Source organism: Acinetobacter sp. A47 (assembly GCF_000805455.1).
Classification (GTDB): domain Bacteria; phylum Pseudomonadota; class Gammaproteobacteria; order Pseudomonadales; family Moraxellaceae; genus Acinetobacter.
In genome coordinates this window covers 45,753-72,083 of sequence record NZ_JSUS01000032.1, presented here as the reverse complement: position 1 = coordinate 72,083, position 26,331 = coordinate 45,753, and the positions used below count along the sequence as shown (strand labels likewise).

22 protein-coding genes and 1 CRISPR repeat array are annotated in these 26,331 nt (G+C 44.4%); of the genes, 7 read left to right on the top strand and 15 right to left on the bottom strand.

Annotated elements, in window-relative coordinates:
• Positions 1-68: 68 nt before the first annotated feature.
• Complete coding sequence (locus tag OC23_RS06870; RefSeq protein ID WP_038343778.1) at positions 69-4,574, bottom strand: translocation/assembly module TamB domain-containing protein; 4,506 nt, start codon at positions 4,572-4,574, stop codon at positions 69-71.
• Positions 4,575-4,629: 55 nt separating this feature from the next.
• On the bottom strand, positions 4,630-7,341 hold the full coding sequence (locus OC23_RS06865) for an autotransporter assembly complex protein TamA (protein WP_038343777.1): 2,712 nt from the start codon (positions 7,339-7,341) through the stop codon (positions 4,630-4,632).
• Between the two features lie 158 nt (positions 7,342-7,499).
• Between OC23_RS06865 and OC23_RS06860 the strand changes: the two genes are divergently transcribed.
• Positions 7,500-8,822 (top strand): MFS transporter, encoded by a 1,323-nt coding sequence (locus OC23_RS06860; RefSeq protein WP_152607806.1) that lies wholly within the window; start codon positions 7,500-7,502, stop codon positions 8,820-8,822.
• 3 nt (positions 8,823-8,825) lie between these two features.
• The gene (gene coq7, locus OC23_RS06855) at positions 8,826-9,461 is read left to right on the top strand and encodes a 2-polyprenyl-3-methyl-6-methoxy-1,4-benzoquinone monooxygenase (protein ID WP_038343775.1); all 636 of its coding nucleotides are present in this window, start codon (positions 8,826-8,828) and stop codon (positions 9,459-9,461) included.
• 54 nt (positions 9,462-9,515) lie between these two features.
• Here coq7 and OC23_RS06850 read toward each other — a convergent pair whose 3' ends face one another.
• From OC23_RS06850 to OC23_RS06810, 9 genes are all read right to left on the bottom strand, one after another.
• The gene (locus tag OC23_RS06850; protein ID WP_038343774.1) at positions 9,516-9,968 is read right to left on the bottom strand and encodes a hypothetical protein; all 453 of its coding nucleotides are present in this window, start codon (positions 9,966-9,968) and stop codon (positions 9,516-9,518) included.
• Between the two features lie 136 nt (positions 9,969-10,104).
• A complete protein-coding gene (locus OC23_RS06845) occupies positions 10,105-10,656 on the bottom strand; it encodes a DUF2799 domain-containing protein (protein WP_038343772.1) in 552 nt (183 codons plus the stop codon).
• A 41-nt stretch (positions 10,657-10,697) separates the two neighbouring features.
• Complete coding sequence (locus tag OC23_RS06840; RefSeq protein WP_038343771.1) at positions 10,698-11,132, bottom strand: 2-amino-4-hydroxy-6-hydroxymethyldihydropteridine diphosphokinase; 435 nt, start codon at positions 11,130-11,132, stop codon at positions 10,698-10,700.
• Positions 11,089-11,469: a dihydroneopterin aldolase gene (gene folB / locus OC23_RS06835; protein ID WP_038343770.1), complete on the bottom strand. Its 381-nt coding sequence runs from the start codon at positions 11,467-11,469 to the stop codon at positions 11,089-11,091. The genes OC23_RS06840 and folB overlap by 44 nt, the downstream gene beginning before the upstream one ends.
• A gap of 26 nt (positions 11,470-11,495) precedes the next feature.
• The gene (locus tag OC23_RS06830; RefSeq protein ID WP_038343769.1) at positions 11,496-12,794 is read right to left on the bottom strand and encodes an ABC1 kinase family protein; all 1,299 of its coding nucleotides are present in this window, start codon (positions 12,792-12,794) and stop codon (positions 11,496-11,498) included.
• Between the two features lie 56 nt (positions 12,795-12,850).
• A complete protein-coding gene (locus OC23_RS06825) occupies positions 12,851-13,579 on the bottom strand; it encodes a HesA/MoeB/ThiF family protein (RefSeq protein WP_413772401.1) in 729 nt (242 codons plus the stop codon).
• 289 nt (positions 13,580-13,868) lie between these two features.
• Positions 13,869-15,876: a CRISPR direct-repeat array (repeat unit 28 nt; unit sequence GTTCATGACGGCATACGTCATTTAGAAA).
• A gap of 58 nt (positions 15,877-15,934) precedes the next feature.
• Positions 15,935-16,378 (bottom strand): hypothetical protein, encoded by a 444-nt coding sequence (locus OC23_RS06820; protein WP_038343767.1) that lies wholly within the window; start codon positions 16,376-16,378, stop codon positions 15,935-15,937.
• Between the two features lie 57 nt (positions 16,379-16,435).
• Positions 16,436-17,464, bottom strand: coding sequence for a lipase secretion chaperone (locus tag OC23_RS06815; protein ID WP_038343766.1), 1,029 nt, complete (start codon positions 17,462-17,464; stop codon positions 16,436-16,438).
• A 79-nt stretch (positions 17,465-17,543) separates the two neighbouring features.
• Complete coding sequence (locus OC23_RS06810; protein WP_038344380.1) at positions 17,544-18,560, bottom strand: lipase family alpha/beta hydrolase; 1,017 nt, start codon at positions 18,558-18,560, stop codon at positions 17,544-17,546.
• Positions 18,561-18,986: 426 nt separating this feature from the next.
• Here OC23_RS06810 and OC23_RS06805 point away from each other — a divergent pair, with 426 nt between their 5' ends.
• The gene (locus OC23_RS06805; protein WP_038343764.1) at positions 18,987-19,562 is read left to right on the top strand and encodes a flavin reductase family protein; all 576 of its coding nucleotides are present in this window, start codon (positions 18,987-18,989) and stop codon (positions 19,560-19,562) included.
• A 43-nt stretch (positions 19,563-19,605) separates the two neighbouring features.
• On the opposite strand, the gene OC23_RS06800 is transcribed toward OC23_RS06805, so the two are convergent.
• Both OC23_RS06800 and OC23_RS06795 read right to left on the bottom strand, forming a co-directional pair.
• Positions 19,606-20,172 (bottom strand): hypothetical protein, encoded by a 567-nt coding sequence (locus OC23_RS06800; RefSeq protein ID WP_038343762.1) that lies wholly within the window; start codon positions 20,170-20,172, stop codon positions 19,606-19,608.
• A gap of 162 nt (positions 20,173-20,334) precedes the next feature.
• Positions 20,335-21,105: an SDR family NAD(P)-dependent oxidoreductase gene (locus OC23_RS06795; RefSeq protein ID WP_038343761.1), complete on the bottom strand. Its 771-nt coding sequence runs from the start codon at positions 21,103-21,105 to the stop codon at positions 20,335-20,337.
• Positions 21,106-21,248: 143 nt separating this feature from the next.
• Between OC23_RS06795 and OC23_RS06790 the strand changes: the two genes are divergently transcribed.
• Both OC23_RS06790 and OC23_RS06785 read left to right on the top strand, forming a co-directional pair.
• Entirely contained in the window at positions 21,249-22,310 is a 1,062-nt protein-coding gene (locus OC23_RS06790; RefSeq protein WP_038343759.1) for an AraC family transcriptional regulator, read from the top strand.
• 13 nt (positions 22,311-22,323) lie between these two features.
• On the top strand, positions 22,324-22,956 hold the full coding sequence (locus OC23_RS06785) for an FMN-binding negative transcriptional regulator (protein WP_038343758.1): 633 nt from the start codon (positions 22,324-22,326) through the stop codon (positions 22,954-22,956).
• Here OC23_RS06785 and prmC read toward each other — a convergent pair.
• Positions 22,953-23,771, bottom strand: coding sequence for a peptide chain release factor N(5)-glutamine methyltransferase (gene prmC / locus OC23_RS06780; RefSeq protein WP_038343757.1), 819 nt, complete (start codon positions 23,769-23,771; stop codon positions 22,953-22,955). The two genes, OC23_RS06785 and prmC, sit on opposite strands and share 4 nt — an antisense overlap.
• Entirely contained in the window at positions 23,771-24,859 is a 1,089-nt protein-coding gene (gene prfA / locus OC23_RS06775) for a peptide chain release factor 1 (protein ID WP_038343756.1), read from the bottom strand. Before prfA ends, prmC begins: the two co-directional genes overlap by 1 nt.
• Before the next feature lie 238 nt (positions 24,860-25,097).
• Here prfA and yiaA point away from each other — a divergent pair, with 238 nt between their 5' ends.
• Both yiaA and OC23_RS06765 read left to right on the top strand, forming a co-directional pair.
• Positions 25,098-25,565, top strand: a complete 468-nt coding sequence (yiaA, locus tag OC23_RS06770; RefSeq protein WP_038343754.1) for an inner membrane protein YiaA — start codon at positions 25,098-25,100, stop codon at positions 25,563-25,565.
• Positions 25,566-25,803: 238 nt separating this feature from the next.
• Positions 25,804-26,232, top strand: coding sequence for a hypothetical protein (locus OC23_RS06765; protein ID WP_038343752.1), 429 nt, complete (start codon positions 25,804-25,806; stop codon positions 26,230-26,232).
• Positions 26,233-26,331 lie beyond the last annotated feature (99 nt).

The window sequence follows — 26,331 nt, the reverse complement described above, 5'->3', positions numbered from 1 at the left end:
GCATGCCACCATGATTCCAAATAAAAAAACCTGCTTTACACGGGTAAAGCAGGTTCAGCTTCAAACAGCTAGAAGCGCCAGTTGTAGAAAATATCGATGGCACGTTCCAGAGACTGGCTGGCTTCCAGATATAAACGGCGGTTCATCTGATAACGCAAGGTCAACTTGTTGACTGGCGTAAATACACCAATACCATAGCGGATAAACAGATCTGGCGTGATATATCCGGTCAGGCTCACCTGTGTATCGTCACCAGTACCTTGTGCGTCCAGGGCCAAACCACTTAAGCCAAAAGTTCGTCCGATCTGGTTTGTGAGGGCACGTGTCCCGCCCAAGCCCATACTGATGCCTGCAGCGGCAATGGTATTGTTGACATCAGACTTAAAGCCCTCGGTATTACTCAGACCACTGTTACCTTCGTTGATTCGTCCGGTCAGCAAGGCATTGAGTGCCTCTTGCTCAGACAGACCGGCATCGTTATAAATCTGGATATTCGGCACGGTAGCAGTACCCGTCACACGTACACCTACCATACTGCCCTGAACCGGCTTGTTGGCATCAATGTCCAGGGTCGGGTTTGCCAATGGACCATTGAAACGTGCAATCGCCCGGTTCAGGTCAAGACTCTGGCCATAGGCTTCAATCTTGACTTTCTGGCTGACCCCGATTGCACCATTGGCACGCATCGAAGTTTCCAGACCACGCTGAGATAAGTGCAAACGTCCCACCAGTGGAATGGTACTTTCAAAGCCCTGGAAGATCACCTGATTTCCAAGTGTCACCGTCATGTCTGCACGGATATCCCACGGTTTGGCTGCTCTGAGGGTCGCCAGCAAATCTTGCCCCTGTTGTACCACACGGACATCCGGCGACAGGTTGACCACTGTTGCAGAGCTTTCCGGCATTGAAATACGTGCACGCGGCACATCTATCTTGCCTTTCAGGCTCAGACGCTGATCAAACGGATAAACGTCCAGATTTAAATCGGGTTCTACAATCGCGGTGATCATAGGCGCCTGCCGAACCAGCAGGTTGTCACCTTTCAGGTTCAAGGTCAGATGAGGTTCATTTTTCCAGTCAAAATTCCCTTTTAAACGTCCAACCCCTTGTCCACTGTTAAATGCACCGTCAATGGTGGCAAAGTCTTGCCGAATTGAAGAATAAAGCTGGATATTGCTCAGATTGACCGGCAGGGAAATCATGCTGATCGCCCCATTTTTCAGGCGCATTTCGCCGGTGACCTGCGGTTGGGTCAAGGTTCCATTGACCTTACCCGCCAGTGACAAGGTACCCGCCATTGAGCGCACATCCTTAATAAATGGCTTCAAGATTTTTAACTGGACATCATCAAAAGCCACTTCGCCACGCATCGGCATATTGTTCTGGAACGGATCAATAATGACATTGGCATAGCCGGTTCCAATCTCGGGCGTTTTCATGTCTACACGGAATAACAGCCCTTCACTGATGCTTTTGGCAATCAGGCTTAACTCATCGTAAGTCACCGTAGTTGCCGGATCTTGCGGATCATCTGCCGCCAGCCCGATCTCCCCCTTGCGCGTCACTAAACGTGCATCAAGTTTAGGATGTCCGCCATTGGCCCAAGACGCTTTGGCATAACCGTTAAGCTGCCCAGTAACCGCCAGTCCTTCCGGCATAAATGCAGTAAAATCTTTTAAATCCAGATTTTTGGTAACCAGCGAGAAGTTACCTTTTGCCTTGCTCATGCGTGCCGGCTGGTCCAGACATAACTGGCTATTTACACTCTGCCAGCAATGCTGTCCCACATAGAGTTCCTGTTGCGCCGCAGTATAGATAATCGGGGCATTCTGGTTTTGTACCAGACTAATGTTACGTGAGCTAAAGTTACCTTTCTGCACCAGTCCCAACCAGTCGTTATTCGGGTTAAAACCACCTGCCAGCTGTACATAGAAAGTAGATTGACGGTTTTTACTCTCCACTTTCAATACATGTGCTTTACGCGTACCTGCAAGGTTGACCGTCGCATTCTGAATTTCACGGTTTCCACTACGCAACTGGTTTAAAGTCGCGGTTAACTGGGTTGGTGTGGTTTCTGATGTTGGCAGTTCACCTTGTACACGTAAAGACCGGATACTCACCAGGTCATTATAGGCAAAGTTATCGACCACCATGTTTGCAGTTGCTCTCAAACGTAGTTGCGACTGGACATTCAGACTGCCATAAGCCCGGCCACGCAAACCCGGATACAATTCATATAATGCAGGTGCATTCAGCTTGATTCGCAAGTTCTGTGCATTGCCTGTGGCCTGCAACTGGTTTTGCGCATAGGCAAGGAACAGGTCATTGGCTTCAAACTGTTGCGGCAGGAAACCTTGCTGGTTTGAATCGAGTAATAAGCTCAGATTACCACGCCCACGAACCGGCTTATTGTTTAAGAAACCGGCCGCATTCAGCTGACGGATATCGATCCGTTTCAGCTTGTCTGACCAGACGCCCTGGGTTTTTACACGACCAGAAATTTCGCCTTTGACACTGGAAACAAAGTATTGCGGTTTAAAGCGAACCAGTGATGCGTCAATATCCCAGCCCAGCTTGTCTTTTAAGTTCACCGCACCTGTTGCAAAGATTTTACCAGCCACACCATCATGTTTAAGATCATTAATCTTGATGTAGTCTGGCGTGCCCGCTACATTAATTTTTAACAGACCATTTCCCTGATTCAGGGCATTTAAAGAGCCGTCATAGTCGACTGCAAAGCTCTTGAAGCCGCCACCAGCTTTTTCATCATGAAAAATCAGGGCTGCCGTACTTTTACCCTTCAAGGCAACGGTTTCTTTCTGATTGGCCTGAGCCAATTGCCCGGTGAGGTCAATCTGTTCAAACTTGATGATCTGCTGGTTTGGCTTGGCAAAGCCGTTGGCCTTAATCTCGCCATTTAACAGATTGACAGGTGCGGCTGCCGCAACCGTCTGCGGATTAAAATCTTGCGCTTTCAGTTGCGCTTGCCATGATAACTGCTGTTTTTCGGTCGGCAGTTTAACTTTTGCCAGACCGGTCAAACTTCCTTTTGCCGCCTCATAACGGAAATTTTCTACATTCAGCAGGTTATCTTTTAAATCCAGACGTGCTTCATATTTACCTGTTGGTAACAAGCCCTGTTCATGTGGCCGTACCGTGGTCGCCACATAAATGTCCTGTTGTCCCTCTTTTAATGCTAGTTTGGTATGGCCTTCCTCACTACTCAGCCAGCCAATGTAAGGCATGGCGCGATCAATACCTTTCCAGGAAATATCCAGCAACATAGGTTGAGGTTTATTATTTTTTTCTTCGGCCTGATCAAGTTGAAGCGCCCAGGTTTCATATTTATCAAAGGCCACCTGGGCAGCAACGGCCAGTCCTTTTTGCAATGAACCGGAAGAGCTGATGTTGGCATCGAGTTTTGGTGGTAAAAAGTCTTGTGCAATCTGTGCTACGGTCGTGTTGTCAGGTTGCAAATGATCCAGACGCCCTTTGACATCCCAAGAAACATGCTCATGCCAGTTCACCATGCCGTTCAGGCTCACGGCACCTTTCATCAACTGGCCATTAAAATCACGGATGTTTAACTGGTGAGTTAAATCGGTATCCATCATGGCTGTATATTGCCCTTCAGGAATCTGCTCGCCCTTGAGATCGGTCGTGAGGTTTAACACCAGTTTTTGAATATCGCCGTTAAAACTGACAACACCATTTTTAGCAAACAGTTTTTGATCCTTGAGTATCGGCAAGTGATAGTTCTTTAAAAACAACTCACCCCTCATTGGCACATGGTCACGTACCGGATGAAGCATTGCCCAGCCTGTCAGCAAATCAGGTGTGGTGGTGGCAACACCGACTTTCAGACTATCCAGAGAACCACGTGCCGCAACTTTAATGGTTTCAATATCCAGACTTTTTAATGACGGGATAATCAGGTCAGCATTGGCATTTAAAGGATATTTACCACTAAAGTCCATATGACCAGAAGCATTGCGGACGGCAAGATAACCCATATCCATACGGGATTCTTCAAACTCCAGCTTGGTCTCCGACCATAAAGCGTCTTTTAGGTAAACATCATTAAAATCAACCTTTGAGGTTGCTGTCTGGATTTCCAGATGGTCCAGACTGGCTTCGTTCACGCGCAACACAAAAGGAAGCTTGATCGGTTCAAATCCGAAAGGCTCATCTGAAGGTGGTTTTTTATTGATAATTTTCAGATTACGGACATCGGCATGGCTCAGATGCACTTCTTTGCTCAGAATCGCGCGCCATCCCAAAGACACGTCTGCCCGGTCCAGCGAAACATCAACCGCCTGCAATTGAACCAGAATATTTTTCAGGACAATTCCCGAGAGCAGGTTACCGCCTTCATATTCATATTTAATAATTTTCTGGCTTTGTAATACCCGGTCTAAAAGAAAACGGCTCCCTTTATCGGTAGACATCATCACAATGAGGGAACTGACCAATAATAAAAGGATGATCAGCACAATCAGCACAATGTTCCGGGCAATGTGCCGATCTTTTTTTGGTCCGGCTGGAGGTGTCAGTTGCTGTTCTACTTCCGTCATAATCAACCTGAAATTGTTTTGCCTTTTCGCGGGCTATAAAGCGATAAATATGTTTTTAAAGTTGTGGACCAATAAAGAAGTGCAACCGGATCGGATGGTTCTCATTGGAAATACCAGAAGCTAGGTCCAAACGGATTGGCCCGATTGGCGATTTCCAGCGAATCCCCACACCCACACTATATTCGGTCGGATTGCTAAACTGTTTATCATAGGCATTACCAAAATCAGAAAAAACAGCCGCACGCCAGCCATCTTTAAACTGGTAATTATATTCAAGTGAACCTACGCCTAAAGCCTGACCACCCAGTTTATACCCATTTTCTTGCGGAGACAGGCTCTTATAGTCAAAGCCACGTAGTGACTGATCCCCACCGGTAAAGAAACGCAAGTTATAAGGAACCTTATTAAAGTCATCGGTAAAAATATAGCTGGCATCACCACGACCGACAAACTGATGATTTTCATTTTCACCCAGTGAATAGATAAAACGCCAGCCTGCACTCACAATCGCCATATTGGCATCAGACAATAACGATTCTGTGCCCAGTTCAACCTTATAGGTCTGCTTAAAGCCCCGGGTAGGATTCAGGCGGGTGTTGGTATTGGTTTTAGAGGCCTCATAACCGAGCAGCAAGGATTCTTGTTCCGAATCAATACCGGATACCTTGAATGCATCAGGTAAGTCATTAATATCTACATCGCCCTTTTTAGTTAAGCGATCCAGACGGTAACGCAGGCCAAACGTATGTTGCCAGTCACCCAGCGGATTCTTGATGACACGCTCTCCACCCAATACCGCAGACTCGACCAGCAAGTTGACATCAGGGCCAATATCGTCACGGGTTTCGCGCTCATATCCCCCGACAAGGTTAAAATAGTCATTTAACGGATGCTTATACGGAATGCTGTAACGGCCATCAATCGACTGGCGTATTTGAGACAGTTCAACGTTGGCATCAAAGGCATGACCATATTTATTGACAAAGGCACGACGATACTGGGTACGGATACGGGCACCAGTGTCGGTTCCATAACCGATACCGGTCTCCAGGCTGTTCAGGCGATCAGCATTCAGGGTCACGATAACCGGGATTTTCTGGTCAATTCGTGCCTGTTGCTCTTGCTGTTGACGCGCCTCGTCATCTTCTTCATGTGCTGGCATCGGCATTGAGCGGGCCAATGAATAAGACTGTGCCTGTTCGCCTCCTGAGAATTGGGACTCATCCACGACATCCTGGGTTACTTCTTCTGCCGAGGTAATTTTTGCCCGTGCAAGCTCTGCTTTTTGCTGGCTATTTAACAGCTGCGATTCCTGAATACGTTGCTGGTCGACCAGTGCCTGCAAGTCAGGCGGAAGCTCTAACGGAGGCTGGATCGCATCCGGCTTGATGGTATCAACCAAGGTATAGTTAAAATAACGGGTATTGGTCAAGTTATTGGCCAGAACATTTACCCGCCAGAAAGCATAGTCATCATCTTCCTTCCACGGTGCCAGACTATCCAGCACTTTCTGGGTTAACGGCAATGGCTTACTCGGATCACTCATCCGGTATTCAACTTTCCTGAGTTTATAACGGTCACCCGTTTCATACTTCAGGTTGATTTCTGCCGTTTTCTCCGGCTGGCTGATCTTAACGTCATGCAAACGCCAGAACGCATCAAAGTATCCGTTATCAGAAGCAACTGTGGTGATCTTGTTCTTGGTTTCTTCGTATTTTCCATGGTTAAAAATGTCGCCTTCATCCTGCTCCGGAATTAAACGGATCACCTGGAATTGCGGAATATTTGCACCGGCTCCGGTAAACTCAATGTTCTGTTCTTTAATCTTGACCGGTTCATTCGGCTCTACAATAACCTTGACCTTACTCTCGCTTTCCTTAACAAAGGTATAGGTAGCGTTATAATAGCCGACAGCCTGAGCAGCCTGATTGGTTAAAGCGCGTAACTGCGGTAAGGCGACATTGAACTCTTCAAAAGACTCTTGGGTAAAACTCGACAATTTGGCTTTAATATTGGCAGCCAGAATTGGAGGCGCGCCGGTAACATCTGCGGTAATACGGGGAATCTTGTCCGGATTGAGCAGGTTTTCCGGACGCAGTCTATGCCAGATTCTTTTAAAGAACCCTTCTTTCTCGGCATCCTGCTCCGATTGGGTCTGAAATTCAGGTAAGGTACGTCCGGCCTCGTTTGCTTCGACCACAATCTTGCTGTCAGTCTGGATATCATGCATCAACTGATCAATATTGACCGGAGCGCTTTTAATTTCACTCAGTTCCGTCTGTGATACATCATTCACAGTGACTTCAGGTGTTCTGGAGGTATTTTCCCGGTATGTCTTCGCTTCATTCTTGGCTTCCTCCGCTACCCGGAAGATTTCATTCGCCATCGTCTGGTCAACAGGGATAACGGGCAGATTTTCCAAATCGCCATCTAACTGTATCGGTTTCAGGTCATCAATCTGGCTGGCTGACTGTTCCTGCTGTTTTAAAGCAGACAAACTATCCTGTTCAGGCAATGAATTTTCAGGTGGCGTATGCTGTGCCTGCTGATGGTCAAGCGCAGCCACTGCCACATCAGCCTGTTGTCCGGCTTGTTCTGCTGTCTGATTTTCAGTCGGATTCAAATTTTGCTCTTGCGCACAAGCCACTGATATACAAGAACTAATTAAAAAACTACTACAAATAAGTTTAGGAAATCCCTGCATTTTAAAAATTAAATGCATAGAATGAACCAGTGTTGACTGTTTAAACTTCGTTTTAGATGGCATGTAGAACTCTAAACTTATTTTTTAATTTATCTTTTTTGATGGCTGAAACATCTTCAAATCTTTGATTTTCATCCAATCAGACTGATGTATCATACATGCATTTCATCACATTTTTACAGTTCGTCACATTTTTTTATAAATCACAATGAAGTGAACACATGATGAAACAAGATGAGCGCTTAATGACATCACGTCGGTTTGCCCCGATGTTTTTCACGCAATTTTTTGGAGCACTGAATGATAATGTTTATAAACAAGCGCTTCTGTTAGTCATCACCTATGGCTGGATTCAGCAACAAAGTGCTCCTGTCAGTACTTTAAACAATCTGGCGGCTTTATTGTTTATTTTACCCTATTTCTTTTTCTCGGCGACAGCCGGTCAGATTGCCGACAAATATGAGCGCTCGCAGCTGATTCGCTTCATTAAAATACTAGAAATCATCATCATGCTGATTGGTACCGCAGGATTCTTGCTAGGCAATCTCTGGCTGTTGCTATTTGCCCTGTTTTTAATGGGAACGCATTCTACCTGCTTTGGGCCGATCAAATATGCCATATTGCCCGAAATCCTGAAACCCCAAGAGCTGATGTCAGGAAATGCCCTATTCCAGTCAGGTACGTCGATTGCCATTTTGCTGGGCATGATCTTAGGGGGTGCCGTGATTGCATCTTCTGCAGGCAATCTGCTCTGGATTAGCTTGACTGTTGTTACCATTGCTTGCTTAGGCTATTTATGTAGCCGTTTTATCCTGCCCCAGCAGGTTGCAGCCCCCGACCTGAAAATTGACTGGAATTTTTTCCGCACCAGCTTTCAGACTATTCGTTACGCAAAAAGCATCCCGATTGTTTTTGTGATTTTGCTCGGCAACTCATGGTACTGGTTTTATGGCGCCACTTACCTGACCCAGATTCCCCAGCTCACCCAGCAAAACCTGCATGCTTCTGAAAACGTGGTCAGCCTGTTGCTCACTTTCTTCTCGGTGGGGATTGGCGTCGGTTCGTTATTATGCCGACGCATTGGCGGTACGGAAATCAATATCAAGATGGTACCTTATGGTGCAATCGGCTTGACTGTTTTTGCGCTTTACCTGGCAGCAAGTCTGGCGTTTGTGCCGGAACGCTCAGGTGAACTGCTCACCCTGAAGGACATCTTCACGCAAGGAGCTGTGTATTATCATGTCATGCTTGCTGTGACCTTGCTCGGGATTAGCGGCGGTTTTTATATTGTACCGCTTTATGCCATGATGCAGGCCTATTCACCGCGCTCACACCGGGCCCGTGTTGTTGCTGCAAATAACATCCTGAATGCTGTATTTATGGTCTCATCAGCAATTTTTTCAATTTTAATCTTAAGCATTTTAAAAATTGATATTAAAATCTTATTCACCATTACTGCTGTTTTAAGTGCAATTTTTTCATTCTGGTTATTAAAACGATTAACACCATTACTGGAAAATGCACCCAATACTTTAGAGGATTAATATATGCGCCATTACACAGGTCTCGATAAACTTATTAATTCCTTTGACCAGGCTTTACGTAGTCTCGTACCTGGAGCAACCACTGCCCAACGTAGCAATCCGGCCAGTGATGAACCTTCACAGTTGTGTGTCAGTGATGCACGCCATGTAGCCGGTTTAATGCGTGTGAACCACAGCGGCGAAGTATGTGCACAGGCGCTTTACCACGGCCAGGCACTGACTGCAAAACTGCCACACGTCCGTGAAGAAATGCAGCAGGCCGCAATTGAAGAGCAGGATCATCTGGCCTGGTGTGAAGACCGCCTCAAAGAACTGGATAGCCATACCAGTGTCTTGAACCCGATCTGGTACGGCCTGTCTTATGGTATGGGAGCCATTGCCGGTATTGCTGGTGACAAATACAGCTTAGGTTTTGTGGCAGAAACAGAACGTCAGGTTAGCCAGCATTTACAGGAACATATCCAGCAATTGCCAGCACATGATGACCGTTCCCGCAAAATCCTTGAACAGATGAATGAAGATGAGTTGCATCATCGTGATACAGCATTAAATGCTGGTGGTGTGGACTTACCTGTGCCTGTGCGTATTACCATGACCGCAATTTCAAAATTAATGACAAAAACCAGTTATTATTTATAAAACAGCCAAGGGAATTATGAATCCGTAATTCCCTTTTTCTATCCGCTCAAAATATCAGCGCAATACAATTTTCCCCTTATCTGTCGAATAACGATCCGACCAGAAACTTTGTGGCTGCTTTTCCAGATCAGTAAAAATCGTATAGTCAATCTTGCCTTGTCTAAACTCAAACTGTCCATTTTTTTGAGTGGCTGCCACCCTCGTCTCATTTACCCAGACACGCTGCTGCTGATCAATCCGAATGGTGGCCAAGGTTGTACCATCTGACCGTTCAGCAATCCATTGCGGCTGATTGACCGCAGGTTCGGGGGTGGCAGCTGTATCGGGTATGCCAAAGCCAGCCTTGCTATTTTCTTCTGCGGTCTTACTGGTATCACAGCCTTGCGCTTCACTGGTTTGCGTACAACCTGAACGCTCGAGCTGCTGTCTATATTTGGCGTCAATGGCATAAGCAGCATTCATGGCAGTGCAGGCCATCAACCCAAGCAGAACCATCTTGATTTGCATGATGTCTTCCTTGCGATTGAACAAGCCAGTATTTAAACACTGAACCCCTTTTTAGTATGTAATTTAAATGTTTAACCCAAAAAGCAAAAAGCCCGTGAGCGGCATCACAGGCTTTTTCGATCAGTATGCTTGTAACTTAATTTAGGCCATGCTCAGCCTTGAAACGTTCCATATTGCGTACTGCATTGTGGTAACGCGACTGTACGCTGCTGCTATTGATCCGTAAGTCATATAAACGTTTCTTATAATCATCCCGAACTTTAGAAGAAAGGTCAGTCCGTTCCAGCTCTTTTAAATAACGGCTAATCTCGTTTTGTGAGCGGTTAAACTCCGAGTCAGCCTGATAATACTCATACGCAACCTGATAATAAGGGCGTAAAAGTTGGCGTTTTTCCGCCGGACAGACTCTAAAATCGCCACGTCCTTCCAACGCCTCACTAAAAATATTCTCAGGCTGGCAATAATAGCCTAGACCTGTTTGATAACCTTTTTCATAAAGAGCCTGATTGGGAATAATATTGGCCTTTTGACAAGCAGAATAATATTTATCTAAACGTGACTCATAACCGGCAGAACCGTCTTTTTCCCCCACACTTAACCAGTTGGCCGTTTTACACTGCTCAACACTCATGGCTGCGCAACCGGAAAGTAACATGGCCAAAGTCGATAAGAATACGATCGTTTTCATGAAAAATAGTCCGAATTATGATCTTATTACATTCAAAAACATTACATTGTAATGACAGGATATTTCATCTTTTGATCATGGTCTAAATCAGGATGCTGCCATAAATCGAATAAGGGAATTTTCACATCCAATGCTAAAGGTAACTTTTTGGGATTGAACTGCATGGTCTGCAGGGTTTTGCCCCAGGCAATCACATCAATATCCAGCGTGATCTGATGCGATGGACGAATACGTCCCGATTGTTGTTCTAGTTGTTTTAAGGTTGCATTGACTTCATCAAAGTTCAAACGGCTTTTTAACAGGCAGGCCGAATTCCAGTAATCCGCCCCGATCCCGTCACGGCAAGGAATCTTATAAATGGAAGAAAACTCCACCTCACCCAGCCCGGCAAGCTGCTCATAAGCAAAAGTGAAATTGTGTTGCTGCTGGTCATTACTCGCCAGAGCGAGCGCAAAAATTGTTTCTGTTGCGTTCAAGGCGAATTCCTACTGCATTAGCTTGAGCAATAATGGCGGGTTTACGAATGGTGATACTGATCGATTCGATCGAAGGAAAAGTCGTAAATAGACATTCAAGCACCAGTTGGGCGGCATGCTCAATCAGTTTGGGCTTTGCTTGCTGAATGACTTGAGCTGCAAGCTCGCAGATTTGTGCATAGTTGAGGGTATCTTCCAGCGCATCCGAGTTTGCAGCTAAGGTCAGATCATTATGAATGGTGAGATCTAGCATTAAAGGTTGAATAATCTGACGTTCCCAGTTGAAACAGCCAATCACTGTATCAACCTTTAACCCTTCAATAATAATGGCATCCATAATGACCTGTTGAACCGATAAATAAATTAATGCTTTAACAAAGAAGCAGGCTCAATATTGTGAACCATTTTCAAACGCTGGTCAGCATAAATATCGGTATAAGGTGCAAGAACACGCATGAAACGGTCAAAATATAACATTTGCTTGAATAATAACGCGAAGTCACGCGGGAATTTGATGCCATGACGCTCACCCACTGCCACCATGTCCATCATGATGTCATTCAGGTCAGACGGATTTGAACTGAGAATTTCTTGTGGATCAGTCAATAACACGCCACTGAACAAACGTTCCAGATCATCGGCCAGTACCTGGGTGTCAATTTTCTGATGCGTCATGCCCATCTTCAGCATGTTTTCAGCCATTGCCACATAATTGGTATGCTGCAATGCATCCATAAAGGCCATACATGCGGTCCAGACTTCCGGTTTTAACTGCCCCACAATACCAAAATCGATAAAGCCAATACGGCCATCTTCCAGCAGCATCAGGTTCCCTGCATGCAAGTCTGCATGGAAACTCTTGCAGAGCATCAGACTACCAAACCAGGTATTCATCGCTGTAATCAGCACCTGTGTCGGGTCTTTGGCATATTGTTTAACCACATCAAAATCAGTTAATGGCACACCATATAAACGCTGCATGGTCAACACACGGCGGGTCGAAAACTGATGGTACACCTTGGGAGCAGTCGCAGCCTGATTGCCTGAAATATTCAGGTACTGAATAAAATCATCCAGATTTTGCGCTTCTTCAATAAAATCAACCTCACGCACCATCCGTGTCTTGATCTCGTCCACGATTTCAGAAAGCGAAGCAAACTTGATTTTTGGAACAGCTTTTTCAAGCAATTTGGTCGCCCAATGCACCACATTCAGGTCGGTATAAAGAATCGTTTCAACACCGGGCTTCTGCACTTTTAATACCACATCTTCACCGGTGACCAGTCTGGCCGGATGTACCTGTGCAATTGACGCCGAAGCCAGTGGCTTTTCATCAATAAAACTGAAAATTTCGTTGAGATTACGGCCTTCAAACTCTTCTGCCAGAACTTTTTGAATATAGCTAAATGGTAACGTCGGGGTTTGATCCAGACAGCCCTGAAACTCCTGCACATATTCACGCGGAAATAAAGACGGCGTACTCGCGATAAACTGACCCAGCTTGATATAAGTCGAACCAAGCGATTCAAAGGTCTCGCGCATGAGTTTGGCATTGCTTGGTTTTTCGGTTGCATATTTCACACCTGCTTGTGCTGCAACCACTACTGTCTCACCAATACGTGCAACAGAGCGTAATCCATCGAATAAAATATTTCTTTTCATAATCTTTCTTGCCTCACAGATGGCATTAGTTTAGCAAATTTTGCTCATTTTACCGATCAAGTTGCCTGACAAACCGGACAATTTACATCTTTTTCAAATTTAAGAATACGTTGCGACAGGTTTAAGCCATTCCAGAGCAACAGTTTTTGCTTCAGTGGGGTTAAACCTAATCCTAAAAACAGCAAAGTGTGATGCGCTTGTAATGACGCTATCATTACAGGTGTGGTTGCCAATACACCAGATTCAGCACAACGCAACCCTTCATTGGCATGTTCTTCCTTTGGAAACAGGCATTCATAACAGGCTGAATCTGATTCCACCATGAACATTTGCCCTTCAAAACCAATCGCTGAGGCACTTATTAAAGGGATCTGATATGTTTTACACACCCGATTGACCAGATAGCGCGTAGTAAAATTATCGCAGCCATCTAACACTACATCCTGATGCTGTACGAGTTCATCCGCATTTGTTTCATCAAAACGTATATTTTGATAGCGGACCTGTATATGTGGATTAATGTCTTGGAGATGTTTTGCCAGAATCTCAGCTTTGTATCGGCCTAAGTCATTGGCTGTAAATGCAATTTGTCGTTGTAGATTACTGATCTCAATGGTGTCAGCATCAATAATGGTAATTTTCCCTACGCCCGCACGTGCCAGCAGTTCGGCACTGGTACAGCCGATTCCACCTGCACCGACGATCAGTACATTGGCAAGTTTCAGCCGTTCTTGTGCTTCGATATCCCAACCATCCAGTAAAATCTGGCGGCCATAGAGATGCATTTCCTCATTGCTTAGCTCAAATTCGTTTTCTAAATGGTCTGACACGTGGTTACTTCTTTATATTTAAGGTAGTGCTGATTCTAAGTCGAGGGAAGATCGGAGGAAAGTAATAAATTTTATTTCAAAGGATTTTATTTTGACAAAGCTCTATTTTTACCCCAATATTTTTATGACTCTTTAACAGCTTAATAAAATCAATAAGTTACTATATCGGTTAAAAACTTTGGGTATTTCTGCCTATTTAGATATAACTTGATGTTTTAACTTATATTATTTTCATTATTTTATAGTTCATGACGGCATACGTCATTTAGAAAAGTCGTCAGGACTTTCTAAAACATCATCAACAGTTCATGACGGCATACGTCATTTAGAAAAGCATTAACAAATGGGTTTAACAGTTCTCGTAGTTCATGACGGCATACGTCATTTAGAAAAACAGTGCTTAGAAGATCGTCGTTTTTATTCAGTTCATGACGGCATACGTCATTTAGAAACTTAAAAAGAATGGGTTAATCGAGAATGGGAGGTTCATGACGGCATACGTCATTTAGAAATACAGAAACCACCTGCTGGTAAAAAAGTTCTTGTTCATGACGGCATACGTCATTTAGAAATAAGCATCCCTATAAATTTGTTTTGGTGAAGAGTTCATGACGGCATACGTCATTTAGAAAAATAATCCCTTCTGTGATAAAATCGTTAAAGTGTTCATGACGGCATACGTCATTTAGAAAAGCCACTGTCTATCAAAACCAAATTGTTAGTCGTTCATGACGGCATACGTCATTTAGAAACGCGACATTCACAATCAAAGATCATTCAGACAGTTCATGACGGCATACGTCATTTAGAAAAATGGCACCAGTAAGAAGTATGATCATTTTATGTTCATGACGGCATACGTCATTTAGAAATTAGCTGAATCAACAGAGCTCTTAATCGCATCGTTCATGACGGCATACGTCATTTAGAAATTGTACAACGTATTCCTGTACGGATTGCCCTGGTTCATGACGGCATACGTCATTTAGAAATTGATAACTGGCTAGAGTCTGCCGCAATAAACGTTCATGACGGCATACGTCATTTAGAAAAGTATCCTCTGGCAGCTGCTCAACAATCGTAAGTTCATGACGGCATACGTCATTTAGAAAAGTAAACCCATTCTTAAAACCAGCAAATAGGAGTTCATGACGGCATACGTCATTTAGAAAAGCGATTTCCGACACGTCTTGATTTAAGATTTGTTCATGACGGCATACGTCATTTAGAAAAATAAAAACACATGTAAATGAGAATCATTCTCGTTCATGACGGCATACGTCATTTAGAAATTGATAACTGGCTAGAGTCTGCCGCAATAAACGTTCATGACGGCATACGTCATTTAGAAAAGTATCCTCTGGCAGCTGCTCAACAATCGTAAGTTCATGACGGCATACGTCATTTAGAAAAGTAAACCCATTCTTAAAACCAGCAAATAGGAGTTCATGACGGCATACGTCATTTAGAAATTCCGGTCTCATGCCAAGCCCTCCACATTTCCGTTCATGACGGCATACGTCATTTAGAAATTTCCCGTTCGGTCTACGCCAATTGCCTTTATGTTCATGACGGCATACGTCATTTAGAAAAAAATGCCGATGCAGTGTTAATGATCGACCAAGTTCATGACGGCATACGTCATTTAGAAACTCGCATTGTCATACCCTTTATAAAATAAAGCGTTCATGACGGCATACGTCATTTAGAAAATGAAATTGGGTGAGTTATATGCTCAGCGAGAGTTCATGACGGCATACGTCATTTAGAAATTTTTGAAGGGCAGCAAAAGCCTGATGGGCATGTTCATGACGGCATACGTCATTTAGAAACCGCGCAAAAGCTTTCCAGTCCTTGTTTTTCAGTTCATGACGGCATACGTCATTTAGAAAGTTATCGGAAGATCAGTATTACGGCTATGCTTGTTCATGACGGCATACGTCATTTAGAAAAGTTGTTCCTGAACTCGGAACAGCAGTTAAGCGTTCATGACGGCATACGTCATTTAGAAATTCAAATAATTCAGTTGTTTCACTGGACAAAGGTTCATGACGGCATACGTCATTTAGAAAAAACGAATAAAGCGGATTGGCTTTATCACCTAGTTCATGACGGCATACGTCATTTAGAAATACTGATCAAAAATAACACATTGGTATCTGGAGTTCATGACGGCATACGTCATTTAGAAATCATAAGCTAATTGAATTGCCAAAATCTTGTAGTTCATGACGGCATACGTCATTTAGAAATCATAGCCATTAAATGCAGCCGACCCTACATCCTTCATGAGGGTATATGTTCTATAAATTAATGTTTTAACTGAAAATAAGATTTAAACTGAAAACCACGATGTATCAAAGCGTTTAGAGAAAGAGGAAATCTAATTCTGGCAGTTTGTAATACTTGAAGAACCCATGTTTTTTTGGCTAAAAACTCAAATAAGATCTTATCATCACATATTCTAAGACCAGTAAAGATATCAGTCTGATAAACCTGGCCTATCCATAATGACTCCAACAATCTATTTTTATCCAGATCGACTAACGCCAAAGTTAAAGTTTCCTCAAAAATACAATCATGGGTAAGGAAAAGAAGATAGCAGTGAGAATATACACATACCACACCCTCTAATACTTTTCCCTCAACCATAACCCCTGTCTTTTTTCCTTTAAGCATGACTTCAGACTGAGACACACACCTATCTGTCATCTCTGTGGTCAATGCTAAACTAATATAATCAGCTACATACATATTCAAGCTTGTCTAATAAAATCATGACTAATTATATTGCCATCTATTACTTTTGCTCTACTTCCGATCATGCATCATCTCGTAAGACTGCGCTCTTAATAAATCTTCCTTTGTAGTAAAAGTCTGGGTCCGTAGCTGGTTAATTGCCTGTTGCTTGCTCTCAGGGCTGGCCTCACCTTTTAAGATCTGGTCGCGTTCAGCCAGATAACCATTGACCTGAGTTTGCCATCCAGCCTCTTCCTGATCAACTTTCTCTAAACGGTCAGCCGCTTCCCGCCCCAGTAAGCTTTCCCTCATATTCCGCAGCTCTTGAGCAGAACCACCTTTGTCACGAATTTCCTGTGTCAATTGCTGTAATTCAGCAAATTGCATGGACACCCGGACGCCATCCGCCATCGTGGCAGGAAGTTGGTCAATCAGTTTCGCCAGTTCAGCCGCCTTTTGTTGTGCCGATAAGGTCTTATTGGCATGTATCCGCATCTGCTCAAGATTAAACTGGTTCAACTTACGTTCATTGCCAAATAAGGCACTTATCTCGGCTGTATTAAAAAACTGTTGTTGTACCAGATACATCTGATCAATCACTTTCTGAAAACCGTCAATATCGCCTGTTTTGAGATTGGCAGCCGGCTTCATATTTTTTAACGCATGCGTATAGGCAACATACTGATCTAATAAATGAATGGCATAGCCGGCAGCGGCTTCAGGCAAGGTAGCTGTCAGATATTGACGAATATCGGCAATCAGTTCAGTTTCGGTTTTTTCGCCCAGACTTGAAAAGAAATAATCAAAACAGCTACGTATACCAGCCGTCAGTATCAGTTTGCCGTTTGCATCTACCTGAATCGGGCAATCAATCTCTGTGCCTTGTAGCGAGGCTGCCAGAACCGGCAACTTTTCTTTTTGACCGTCTTGTGTATTGGTTAAATTGCTCTTTAGGGAATACTGTTGAGCTTGCGGGTTGGCTGGATGCATAGTTGCTGGTGTTTCGGGCTTGATTATCCAGTAAATCAAAGTCAGCAACAGCAATAAACCTAGAATGATACATAAACTGATGGTTTTATTATTTACAAATTTACCGTTCATCGTCCTTGCTCTATCTATCCTTTATTTTTAAATCGAGTGCTGCTAAAGGGGCATCCATATTGCCCCTTTAGCCTTTTGTTTAAAGCCCCTGATTTTTTAAGCGATTGGCTTGCATACGGTACGGTGTTACCGGATTTTGCAAGAATCCTGCCAGCCCCAGGATCTGATTGACCTCATCCAGATGGTTAAAAGCATAGTTATCACGGATGACTGTGCCCAAATGGCTTGAGCAACGCGGTACCAGACCGTCATTTTCTCCTGAAATCAGCAATGAAGTTGCCGTTAAGGCATAGTCCATTGGATCTGCCGCATTGGTAAACGGACTGGTGCCACTCCACGAATAGTAACGCACCCCATTTACCAGTTCAGCACCAGAACCACAGGCTGTGGTGGGTACACCAGCCGGGAAGCGCAGGTTAAAGTCGGCCGAACCCTGAGTGGTAAGCGAGTTTAATCCGGCAAGGGCATCCTGATCATAATAATGACCAGAACCAATACCGACCAGTGAGAAAAAGGCATTAACGCCTGCCGCCACAACCGGTGCCAGCGCCGGACCCGCAGGTGATTTCACTACTGAATCGACCACATCTGCCACATCTGAACCCTTGGTTGGCCCACCAACTGCTGTTACTGAAGCGATTTTGCCTGGCAATAAGCTCGCCACATAACGAACCGACTGTGAACCGTGACTGTGACCGATCAAGTTGATTTTTTCCGCCCCGGTAATGGCCAGCACCTGTTTTGCCTGTAGCAGCAACTGTTCACCACGTACTTCTGATGAATTAAAAGAAGCTTGCTGTGCCACAAATACATTGGCCCCGTTTGCAACCAGATCTTCAGTTATCCCGTTCCAGTATTGCAATGGCCCTACTGCCGAGAACCCGGCCATGCCATGAGCCAACAAAATCGGATATCTGGTTTTTGCATAACTGGAGGTTACATTGGCACTACCACCCGTTGAACAGCCGTTGACATTACAGTTTTGCCATGAGGCTTTAGGGGATAGAAAATCGAACAAACCGGCATGAACCACCGTTCCACTACTTATAAACATACCTGCCATTAACACCATGGCATTTAAATATTTCTTTTTCACGTTTTTGCTCCGAGCATTTTTCATTTTTATTACAAAGATTGAACCCTATACTTTGTATGTGGAATCATTCCTGACCTACAAAAAGGCCTAACACACATTCCTCCCTTGAATGTTGAATTAATTTTTAGACTAAAACAAACCATGCCAAAATCACAACAATTCAGGCCAAAATAGCGATTGATTGAAAAAAATTCCGATGAATGTACATATTTCATCCAGAAAAGACATTCTTGACTGGGTTTATCCAAAGCCGTTAAAAATGATAAGCAACAATATGAGCATCCCACCCGATAAGACTCAAAAACAGGCCTAACGTTACAATCAGGATAAGCGATAAATTTTGGACCTGGCTCGCTTTTCTGCTCTGGAAAAAGCACTTCATATTGTTCTAAAGTTTATAGTCTATTATTACTGTGCTAGATCATTATGCCTGACCAAAATATTACTGCTGTTGAGCTTTCCAAAGCCTATCGTCTACTGAATCATGGCCCGACCGTACTGGTTTCGGCTCAACATGAGCAAGATACGGATGTCATGGCAGCTGCCTGGGCATGTGCACTGGAGCTTACCCCGGCCAAAGTCACGGTTGTACTTGATAAAAGTACCAAAACCCGTCAACTGGTTGAGCAAAGCGGTTATTTTGCGCTACAGGTGCCCTGCTATGCCCAGATTGACATGGTGCATCAACTGGGCACGATCAGCAAGTTTGACCGGCCCACAAAACTGGCAGATTGCAAAACCGAACTGTTTTATCAAGACGCCTTTCCTGTACCGTTAGTTACCGGCAGTCTGGCGTGGTTGATATGTAAAGTTATTCCAGAGCCGCATAACCAGCAGGCACACGATCTATTTATTGGCGCTGTGGTTGCCGCATGGGCCGATTCTCGTGTGTTCCGTGATGGCCACTGGTATTTTCAGGACGCTGCAAAAGAATTACGTAGTCTGCACTATATTGCTGGCGGCACCTTTTATCTGATTGGTGATGAAGTCAAGGCAAAATAACCGTTTGGGCCTCGGGCAATATTTTCAGTATTGCCTGTGCTGTTTATTCAACTTTCATCATTTCACGATACAAGCTATCCAGGAACTGCTGCTGCTTCGGATTGTCCTTAAAATAACGTTGGTAGTTGACACTACAACTTTGTATATCTGCAATATTGGCCTTGTTAAAAGACCAGTCGCTTGTGTCTTTGACTGTGATACCAAGATCATCATCACAACTCTGCCACAATTGGGCAAATCGGCTGCGCTGACCAGTATCAAGTTGTTGAAAGTCGGCATATACAGAAAAACCGTGCATCTCTGAATTAAAAAATTTCGAAATCATGCTAACCGGCACTCCGCCCCAGCTTAGAGGTTGATCTTTGGGAAAACGAATATCGGTGAGTTTGTTCTCAGGCATGATCTTATCTTGTTCACCTTCCTTTAAAAACTGGGTGTCATAGACCAAGATAGTACCTGCAGGGACCAGAATCTTTTTCACGACGCGGGCTTCACGGGTTTTGTAATAGGGATAATCCGGCGTTGAGTTTCCACCGGTCGGGTTCATGTTGCCGATACAACCGCTCAGACACAGGCCCAAGCATGTGGAGAGAATCAGTCTATATTGCATATCAATCCTTTAAGTATCATTATTTTTATCAAGACGCTGTTTATTACCTTAAAAGCAAATCCGTCAACAAACAATATAAACTCTGGCAAGAAAATAAAAAAACAGTTGCGAAAGCTATGTCCACAACTGTTCTACGGCGTGACTGGATATTTTTAGCCAGGCTTATTTTGGCGCCATACGGATTGCACCATCCAGACGAATCACTTCACCGTTCAGATATGAATTTTCGGCGATATGGGCCACCAAACGTGCAAACTCTTCCGGACGACCCAAACGTGAAGGATACGGCACCATTTGACCTAAAGCATCCTGTACGTTCTGTGGTAGACCCTTCAGCATAGGCGTTTCCATGATTCCAGGTGCAATGGTCATCACACGAATGTCATGGCGGGCCAGTTCACGTGCGATTGGTAAGGTCATGGCAACAACAGCCCCCTTTGATGCAGAATATGCCGCTTGCCCGATTTGCCCGTCAAAAGCAGCCACCGAAGCTGTATTGACGATCACTCCGCGATCTTCATCACCTTCCGCAACAATATTCTTGCTCATGGCATCTGCTGCAAAGCGCAGCATATTAAATGTCCCTGTGACATTAATCTGTAAGGTTTTCGAGAACATCGCCAGATCATGTACCCCATCTTTACCCACAACCTTTGCAGATGGCCCAATACCGGCGCAGTTAACCAAGCCATAAACACTACCATGTCTGGCAAGCACATCTTTAAAAAACTGTTCCGCAGCAGCTTCATCGGTTACATCCAGTTTTACAAATTGTGCCTGTGCTCCCAATGCCTGTGCCTGTTGTTCTCCTGCTTCAACATTCATATCTACCAAGGTGACTGATGCACCTTTTGCAACCAGATGTTCAGCTGTTGCTGCACCTAGACCAGAGCCACCGCCAGTAATAACAAAATGTTTTCCCTGAATTTTCATTTACGTTTCCTATCAAATTAAAGATATAAATTTTTATAACCAAGCCTAAAGGCAACTTTTTTCCGATACAATTTCAAAAAGTAGCAAATTGAATGCGACTTTTGAGCAGTCGATCTATTTATTCTCCTGTATTTCATGCCAATATGATCAAAAAAGATAATTTCGATGTTAATGCGACCAAGGATACGATTTCAAATGCTTTAATCCGGGAAGCATTAAGTGTTGCTGCCAGTCGCGGTTTTAATATTGTCAATATTGCCAGCCGGGCTGGCATTTCGGCAGAGTTGCTCAGCTCAAGCAAAGCGCGCGTTCCAGTTACCCAGTGCGCCCAATTATGGGTCGAACTTGCTGAGAGCATGAATGATGAGTTTCTCGGTATGGATACCCACCCCATGCGTCGGGGAAGTTATCAATTATTGGCAAAACTTGCTTTTAATGCCCAGACGCTGGAACAGGCCATTAGAGAGATTTTAAAGTTTTTAGCATTGATTCTGGACGATATCCGGGGTGAACTGGTTCAAAAAGATGATAAAGCCTACCTGATCTTGCATGATCGTGAACAACCAAAGCGGATGTTTACCTATGCAACCTTCCTGATGCTGGTTCATAGTTTAATGTGCTGGCTCAGCGATCAGCGTATCCATTTTCACAAAATGACTTTTAGATGTCATTCACCGATTGAAATACAGGATTATCGTATCCGTTTCTGTGAAAATATCCAGTTTCATGCCGGGCAGAACTGCATCGAATTTGATGCGCATTATCTGAAACATAAAATCAAAAAAGACAAACAGGCGCTCAATGATTTTCTGAGACATACGCCTTACAACCTGATCGTGCGTTTCAAGAATGAAAACTCGCTGAGCCTGCAAATACGCCGGCAATTACTACTACAAGCACCTTCAGAATGGGCAGAACTGAAAGATATAGCCCAACAGCTCAACATGTCGACTGCAACCATTCAACGTCGTTTAAAACAGGAAGGTGTCAGCTATCAGCAGCTTAAAAATGACATACGCTGTGATATCGCCATTGAACGACTGAGCAAGACAGACGACTCGATTCAGACTATTAGCGACGATCTGAACTTTCATGATCCCAGCGCTTTTCATCGTGCCTTTAAAAAGTGGAGCGGTGTGAGTCCGGGCAGTTACCGGAAAAGCTCACCCTTGCAGAAAAACAGACGTAACCGCGTCGATGAATAAAAGGAATTAAGCCATGTACCTTCCTGAAATATTTGAAGAAAAAGATCCTCAAAAACTTTATCAGCTGATTCAGGATTATCCGTTTGCGACGCTTATCAGCCAGAGTAGCGAAGGTCTGGATGCCAATCATTTGCCTTTTAAACTGGTACAGGATGAACAAAATCAAACGGCGATACTGATTGCGCACATTGCCAGAAATAATCCATTGCATCTGCAAATCTCAAACGGCACTGAAGTGCTGATTATCTTTCAAGGTGAACAAGGGTATATTTCACCGAACTGGTATCCGAGCAAACAGCAGCACCATCAGCATGTGCCGACATGGAACTATCAGGTGGTACATGTCAAAGGCAAAATTAATTTCTTGTCTGATGAAAAAGCATTACGCGGCATTTTGGCAAAACTGACACGGACACATGAAGCCAATCAGCCCGTTGCCTGGAAAATGTCAGATGCACCGGATGAATACATTGCTCGGCTATTGCAAGATATTGTGGGCATTGAAATCCAGATCACCGGGATCACGGGCAAATTTAAACTCAGCCAGAACCGGGAAAAAGTCGATGCCTTAGGCGTAGTGGATGGGCTGGAAAAATACGGCAATCACACTCTGGCAAAGGCCGTACAGCGCTATATAGAAGATTAAGCAGGCTTTTGGGCTAAACTGACCCGATCATTGCCACCATAGTCCTTGATGGTCTGGATTTGCTCAAAACCTTGCTGTTCAAAGATTTGGCAAACCGCTTCACCTTGGTCATAACCATGTTCCAGCACAATCCAGCCTTCTGCTTTGAGCCAGTTTTTACCTTGCCGGATAATGGTCTCAAGATCAGCCATGCCCTGACGATCTGCAATCAGCGCACGCTCAGGTTCTGACTTGAGCTTCTGCATATGCACATCTTCTGGATCAATATACGGTGGATTGGAAACAATCAAATCGAACTGTTGCTGATCCAGCGCATCAAACCAGACACCACAGGCAAATTTTACCTGAGCCAGACCATGCCGGACTGCATTTTCCTGCGCAACTGCCAAGGTAGGTTCATAAATATCAGTTGCCATGACTTGCCACTGCGGACGTTCACTCGCCAGTGCTAACGCAATTGCCCCCGTCCCCGTACCTAAATCAACAATATTGGCGTGTTGGTCCAGCGGCAGCTTTAATACCGTTTCTACAACAATTTCGGTATCTGGGCGCGGTACCAATGTGTCATGCGTCACTTTCAGGTCCAAGGTCCAGAACGGCTGTGAACCGGTGACATAGGCCAGCGGTTCACCCTGCTCGATACGGGCCAGCCCGTCCAGATAGGCCTGTTCCTGTATTTCAGTCAATTCCTGCTCAAGTCGCAGTTTCAATTCTAAAGCGTTAATCCCTAAAAGATGCTCAAGCAGCCATGCCGCCTCCTGACGCTCATAGCTATCCATTTCACCTTTCAGTTCCAACGCTTGGGCAATATTCATTAGCCGCCATTTTCCTGTGCAAGCAACGCCAGCTGATCGGCCTGATATTCACGGTGCAGGCTATCCAGCAGTTCGGTTAAATCCCCTTCCATAATCGCATCCAGCTTATATAAAGTCAGGTTGATACGATGGTCGGTCATACGACCTTGCGGGTAGTTATAAGTCCGGATACGCTCCGAACGGTCACCAGAACCGACCAGGTCACGGCGCATTTCAGAGGTCGCGGCATCAGCTGCTGCACGTTTGGCATTTTCCAGACGCGACACCAGCAGGGCCATCGCTTTGGCTTTGTTCTTATGCTGTGAACGCTCTTCCTGACATTCCACCACTACACCTGACGGGATATGGGTAATACGTACCGCAGAATCGGTCTTGTTAATGTGCTGACCACCCGCACCTGATGCACGGTAGGTATCAATACGTAAATCGGCAGGATTGATTTCGACGGTGGTATCGACATCCACTTCTGGAAGAATCGCAACCGTACAAGCCGAGGTATGAACACGGCCCTGCGATTCGGTTGCCGGGACACGTTGCACACGATGCGCGCCGCTTTCAAATTTCAAGCGACCATAAACACCTTCACCATCAATGCGGCAAATGATTTCTTTATAACCACCATGTTCGCCTTCATTTTCAGAAAGCACTTCAATACGCCAGCCTTGGCTCTCGGCATATTTACTGTACATGCGGAACAAGTCACCCGAGAAGATTGCTGCTTCATCACCACCGGTTCCGGCACGTACTTCAAGATAGGCTGCATTGGCATCGTTTGGATCTTTTGGAATCATCAATACATTTAACTGATCTTCCAGCTCAAGCAGCAAAGCTTTATTTTCTTTAATTTCTTCTTCTGCCATATCTTTGAAATCAGGATCTGACTTCATCATTTCAGCAGTTTCAATGTCTTCTTCCGCTTGACGATATTTGCCCCAAACTTCGGTGATTTCAGTTAAATCATTATGTTCACGAGACAGTTTACGAAAACGTTTATTGTCCGAAATCACTTCTACATCAGCGAGTAATGCAGTCAGCTCTTCGTGACGATCACAAAGTTGATCAAGTCTTAAACGGAGTGATGCTTTCATGGGCGGAATATCTCAAAATCTAAAGACTCAGTGCTGATGAAGCACGAGTAAAATCAAAAAATTGCGCATAGTTTACAGACTCTGCCGCTTAAAAGACATAGTGAAACTGTGCAACTTGGTCTTCCCGCCTCATTTCATCACAAATTGTTCAATTTCAGTTGTTAGCACTTGTTCTCTCCAGTACGCTTGGCTATAAATAATGAAGGACAAATAGAATGATAAAACAACAGGATAAACCATGAATAATTTTATTAACCGCCCAACCTCGGCCTTTATTGCAGCAAGCTGGGTAGCCTTACTCGCAGGTGCCGTGGGTTTTATGATTGGATTGTGGAATGCCCACATGCCCTTACATGAAAAAGGCTATTATCTGGTGATTTTACTTTATGGACTTTTTTCGGCAGCATCCTTGCAAAAGACAGTACGTGACCGGCTTGAGGAGATCCCGGTTACCGCCATTTATTTTGGTCTTTGCTGGGCATCTATGGCAGTTTGTATTGTGCTTTTACTGATCAGCTTATGGAATGCCGAACTGAGCATGAGTGAAAAAGGCTTTTATATTATGTCCTTCCTTTTGAGTTTGTTCGGTGTCGTAGCCACCCAAAAGAATATCCGTGATCTCAATTATCTGCGTTTACAAACCGAATTTAACCCGCGTCAACTCAAGTTAGAAGAGAATTCTGTAAAACAAGAACCAAAGGACTAAATGTCCGTTTTCAGTCAAGGCTTAAAAACATTTAAGCCTCCCCGTCCCACAATTTAATTAACCAATTGTTTTTTAAAATTTATATAGTTTCATAAAACCTAATCTAAAACAAAAGATTACAATCCAGACACCAAAGAGTAATAATTTAGGCCAGCTTCTCCACACTTTCATTCTCAAATTTTGTTACATTTGCTGCCATTAGAAAGAGGTCCGATTGATTGCGGACACGGAGTCAAACATGAAATTAAACGCTTGGTTATGTGGTGCAATTTTTGCAACTTCATCACTTGTTACTGTCGCTCATGCTGATAACGCAACTCGTGTTGCAGCAACCTCTGCGCTCGGCAGTGTTGTAGGTACTGCAATCGGTAAAGAAATCGGTGGCAATAACGGCGCAATGATTGGCTCTGCGCTTGGTGGTGCAGGTGGCGCAGCTGCTGCAAGTAGCAAGCGTACACGTACCGAAGCTGCTATTGGTGGCGGTTTAGGCGGTGTCGGTGGTTATACTGTAGGTAAACATATGGGCGGTACAACTGGCGGTTATATCGGTGCGGCTGCTGGTGCTGCGGGTGGTTCTGCCTTAGGTCGTAAAGTGGGCCAAGATCGTTATTATGACAATCACCAGTCTAAAAAATACAAGAAAAAAAGAAAGCATCGTCATCACTAATGCATTAAAACAGCACCTTCGGGTGCTTTTTTATGGTCTGGGCTTTCCTGCTCCATCTGCTAAAAACCTGAGCAAAATGCTAGGTTGAATCCTTTTTAC

What these genes read in the sequence shown, in the direction of transcription:
- OC23_RS06860 (WP_152607806.1), top strand. Translation starts at nt 7,500, where the DNA reads ATGATGAAACAAGATGAGCGCTTAATGACATCACGTCGGTTTGCCCCG.
- OC23_RS06830 (WP_038343769.1), bottom strand. Translation starts at nt 12,794, where the DNA reads ATGAAAAGAAATATTTTATTCGATGGATTACGCTCTGTTGCACGTATT.
- prmC (WP_038343757.1), bottom strand. Translation starts at nt 23,771, where the DNA reads ATGAATATTGCCCAAGCGTTGGAACTGAAAGGTGAAATGGATAGCTAT.
- OC23_RS06790 (WP_038343759.1), top strand. Translation starts at nt 21,249, where the DNA reads ATGATCAAAAAAGATAATTTCGATGTTAATGCGACCAAGGATACGATT.
- OC23_RS06805 (WP_038343764.1), top strand. Translation starts at nt 18,987, where the DNA reads ATGCCTGACCAAAATATTACTGCTGTTGAGCTTTCCAAAGCCTATCGT.
- coq7 (WP_038343775.1), top strand. Translation starts at nt 8,826, where the DNA reads ATGCGCCATTACACAGGTCTCGATAAACTTATTAATTCCTTTGACCAG.
- OC23_RS06865 (WP_038343777.1), bottom strand. Translation starts at nt 7,341, where the DNA reads ATGCCATCTAAAACGAAGTTTAAACAGTCAACACTGGTTCATTCTATG.
- OC23_RS06850 (WP_038343774.1), bottom strand. Translation starts at nt 9,968, where the DNA reads ATGCAAATCAAGATGGTTCTGCTTGGGTTGATGGCCTGCACTGCCATG.
- folB (WP_038343770.1), bottom strand. Translation starts at nt 11,469, where the DNA reads ATGGATGCCATTATTATTGAAGGGTTAAAGGTTGATACAGTGATTGGC.
- OC23_RS06765 (WP_038343752.1), top strand. Translation starts at nt 25,804, where the DNA reads ATGAAATTAAACGCTTGGTTATGTGGTGCAATTTTTGCAACTTCATCA.
- prfA (WP_038343756.1), bottom strand. Translation starts at nt 24,859, where the DNA reads ATGAAAGCATCACTCCGTTTAAGACTTGATCAACTTTGTGATCGTCAC.
- OC23_RS06845 (WP_038343772.1), bottom strand. Translation starts at nt 10,656, where the DNA reads ATGAAAACGATCGTATTCTTATCGACTTTGGCCATGTTACTTTCCGGT.
- OC23_RS06785 (WP_038343758.1), top strand. Translation starts at nt 22,324, where the DNA reads ATGTACCTTCCTGAAATATTTGAAGAAAAAGATCCTCAAAAACTTTAT.
- OC23_RS06795 (WP_038343761.1), bottom strand. Translation starts at nt 21,105, where the DNA reads ATGAAAATTCAGGGAAAACATTTTGTTATTACTGGCGGTGGCTCTGGT.
- OC23_RS06815 (WP_038343766.1), bottom strand. Translation starts at nt 17,464, where the DNA reads ATGAACGGTAAATTTGTAAATAATAAAACCATCAGTTTATGTATCATT.
- OC23_RS06870 (WP_038343778.1), bottom strand. Translation starts at nt 4,574, where the DNA reads ATGACGGAAGTAGAACAGCAACTGACACCTCCAGCCGGACCAAAAAAA.
- OC23_RS06820 (WP_038343767.1), bottom strand. Translation starts at nt 16,378, where the DNA reads ATGTATGTAGCTGATTATATTAGTTTAGCATTGACCACAGAGATGACA.
- OC23_RS06825 (WP_413772401.1), bottom strand. Translation starts at nt 13,579, where the DNA reads ATGCATCTCTATGGCCGCCAGATTTTACTGGATGGTTGGGATATCGAA.
- yiaA (WP_038343754.1), top strand. Translation starts at nt 25,098, where the DNA reads ATGAATAATTTTATTAACCGCCCAACCTCGGCCTTTATTGCAGCAAGC.
- OC23_RS06800 (WP_038343762.1), bottom strand. Translation starts at nt 20,172, where the DNA reads ATGCAATATAGACTGATTCTCTCCACATGCTTGGGCCTGTGTCTGAGC.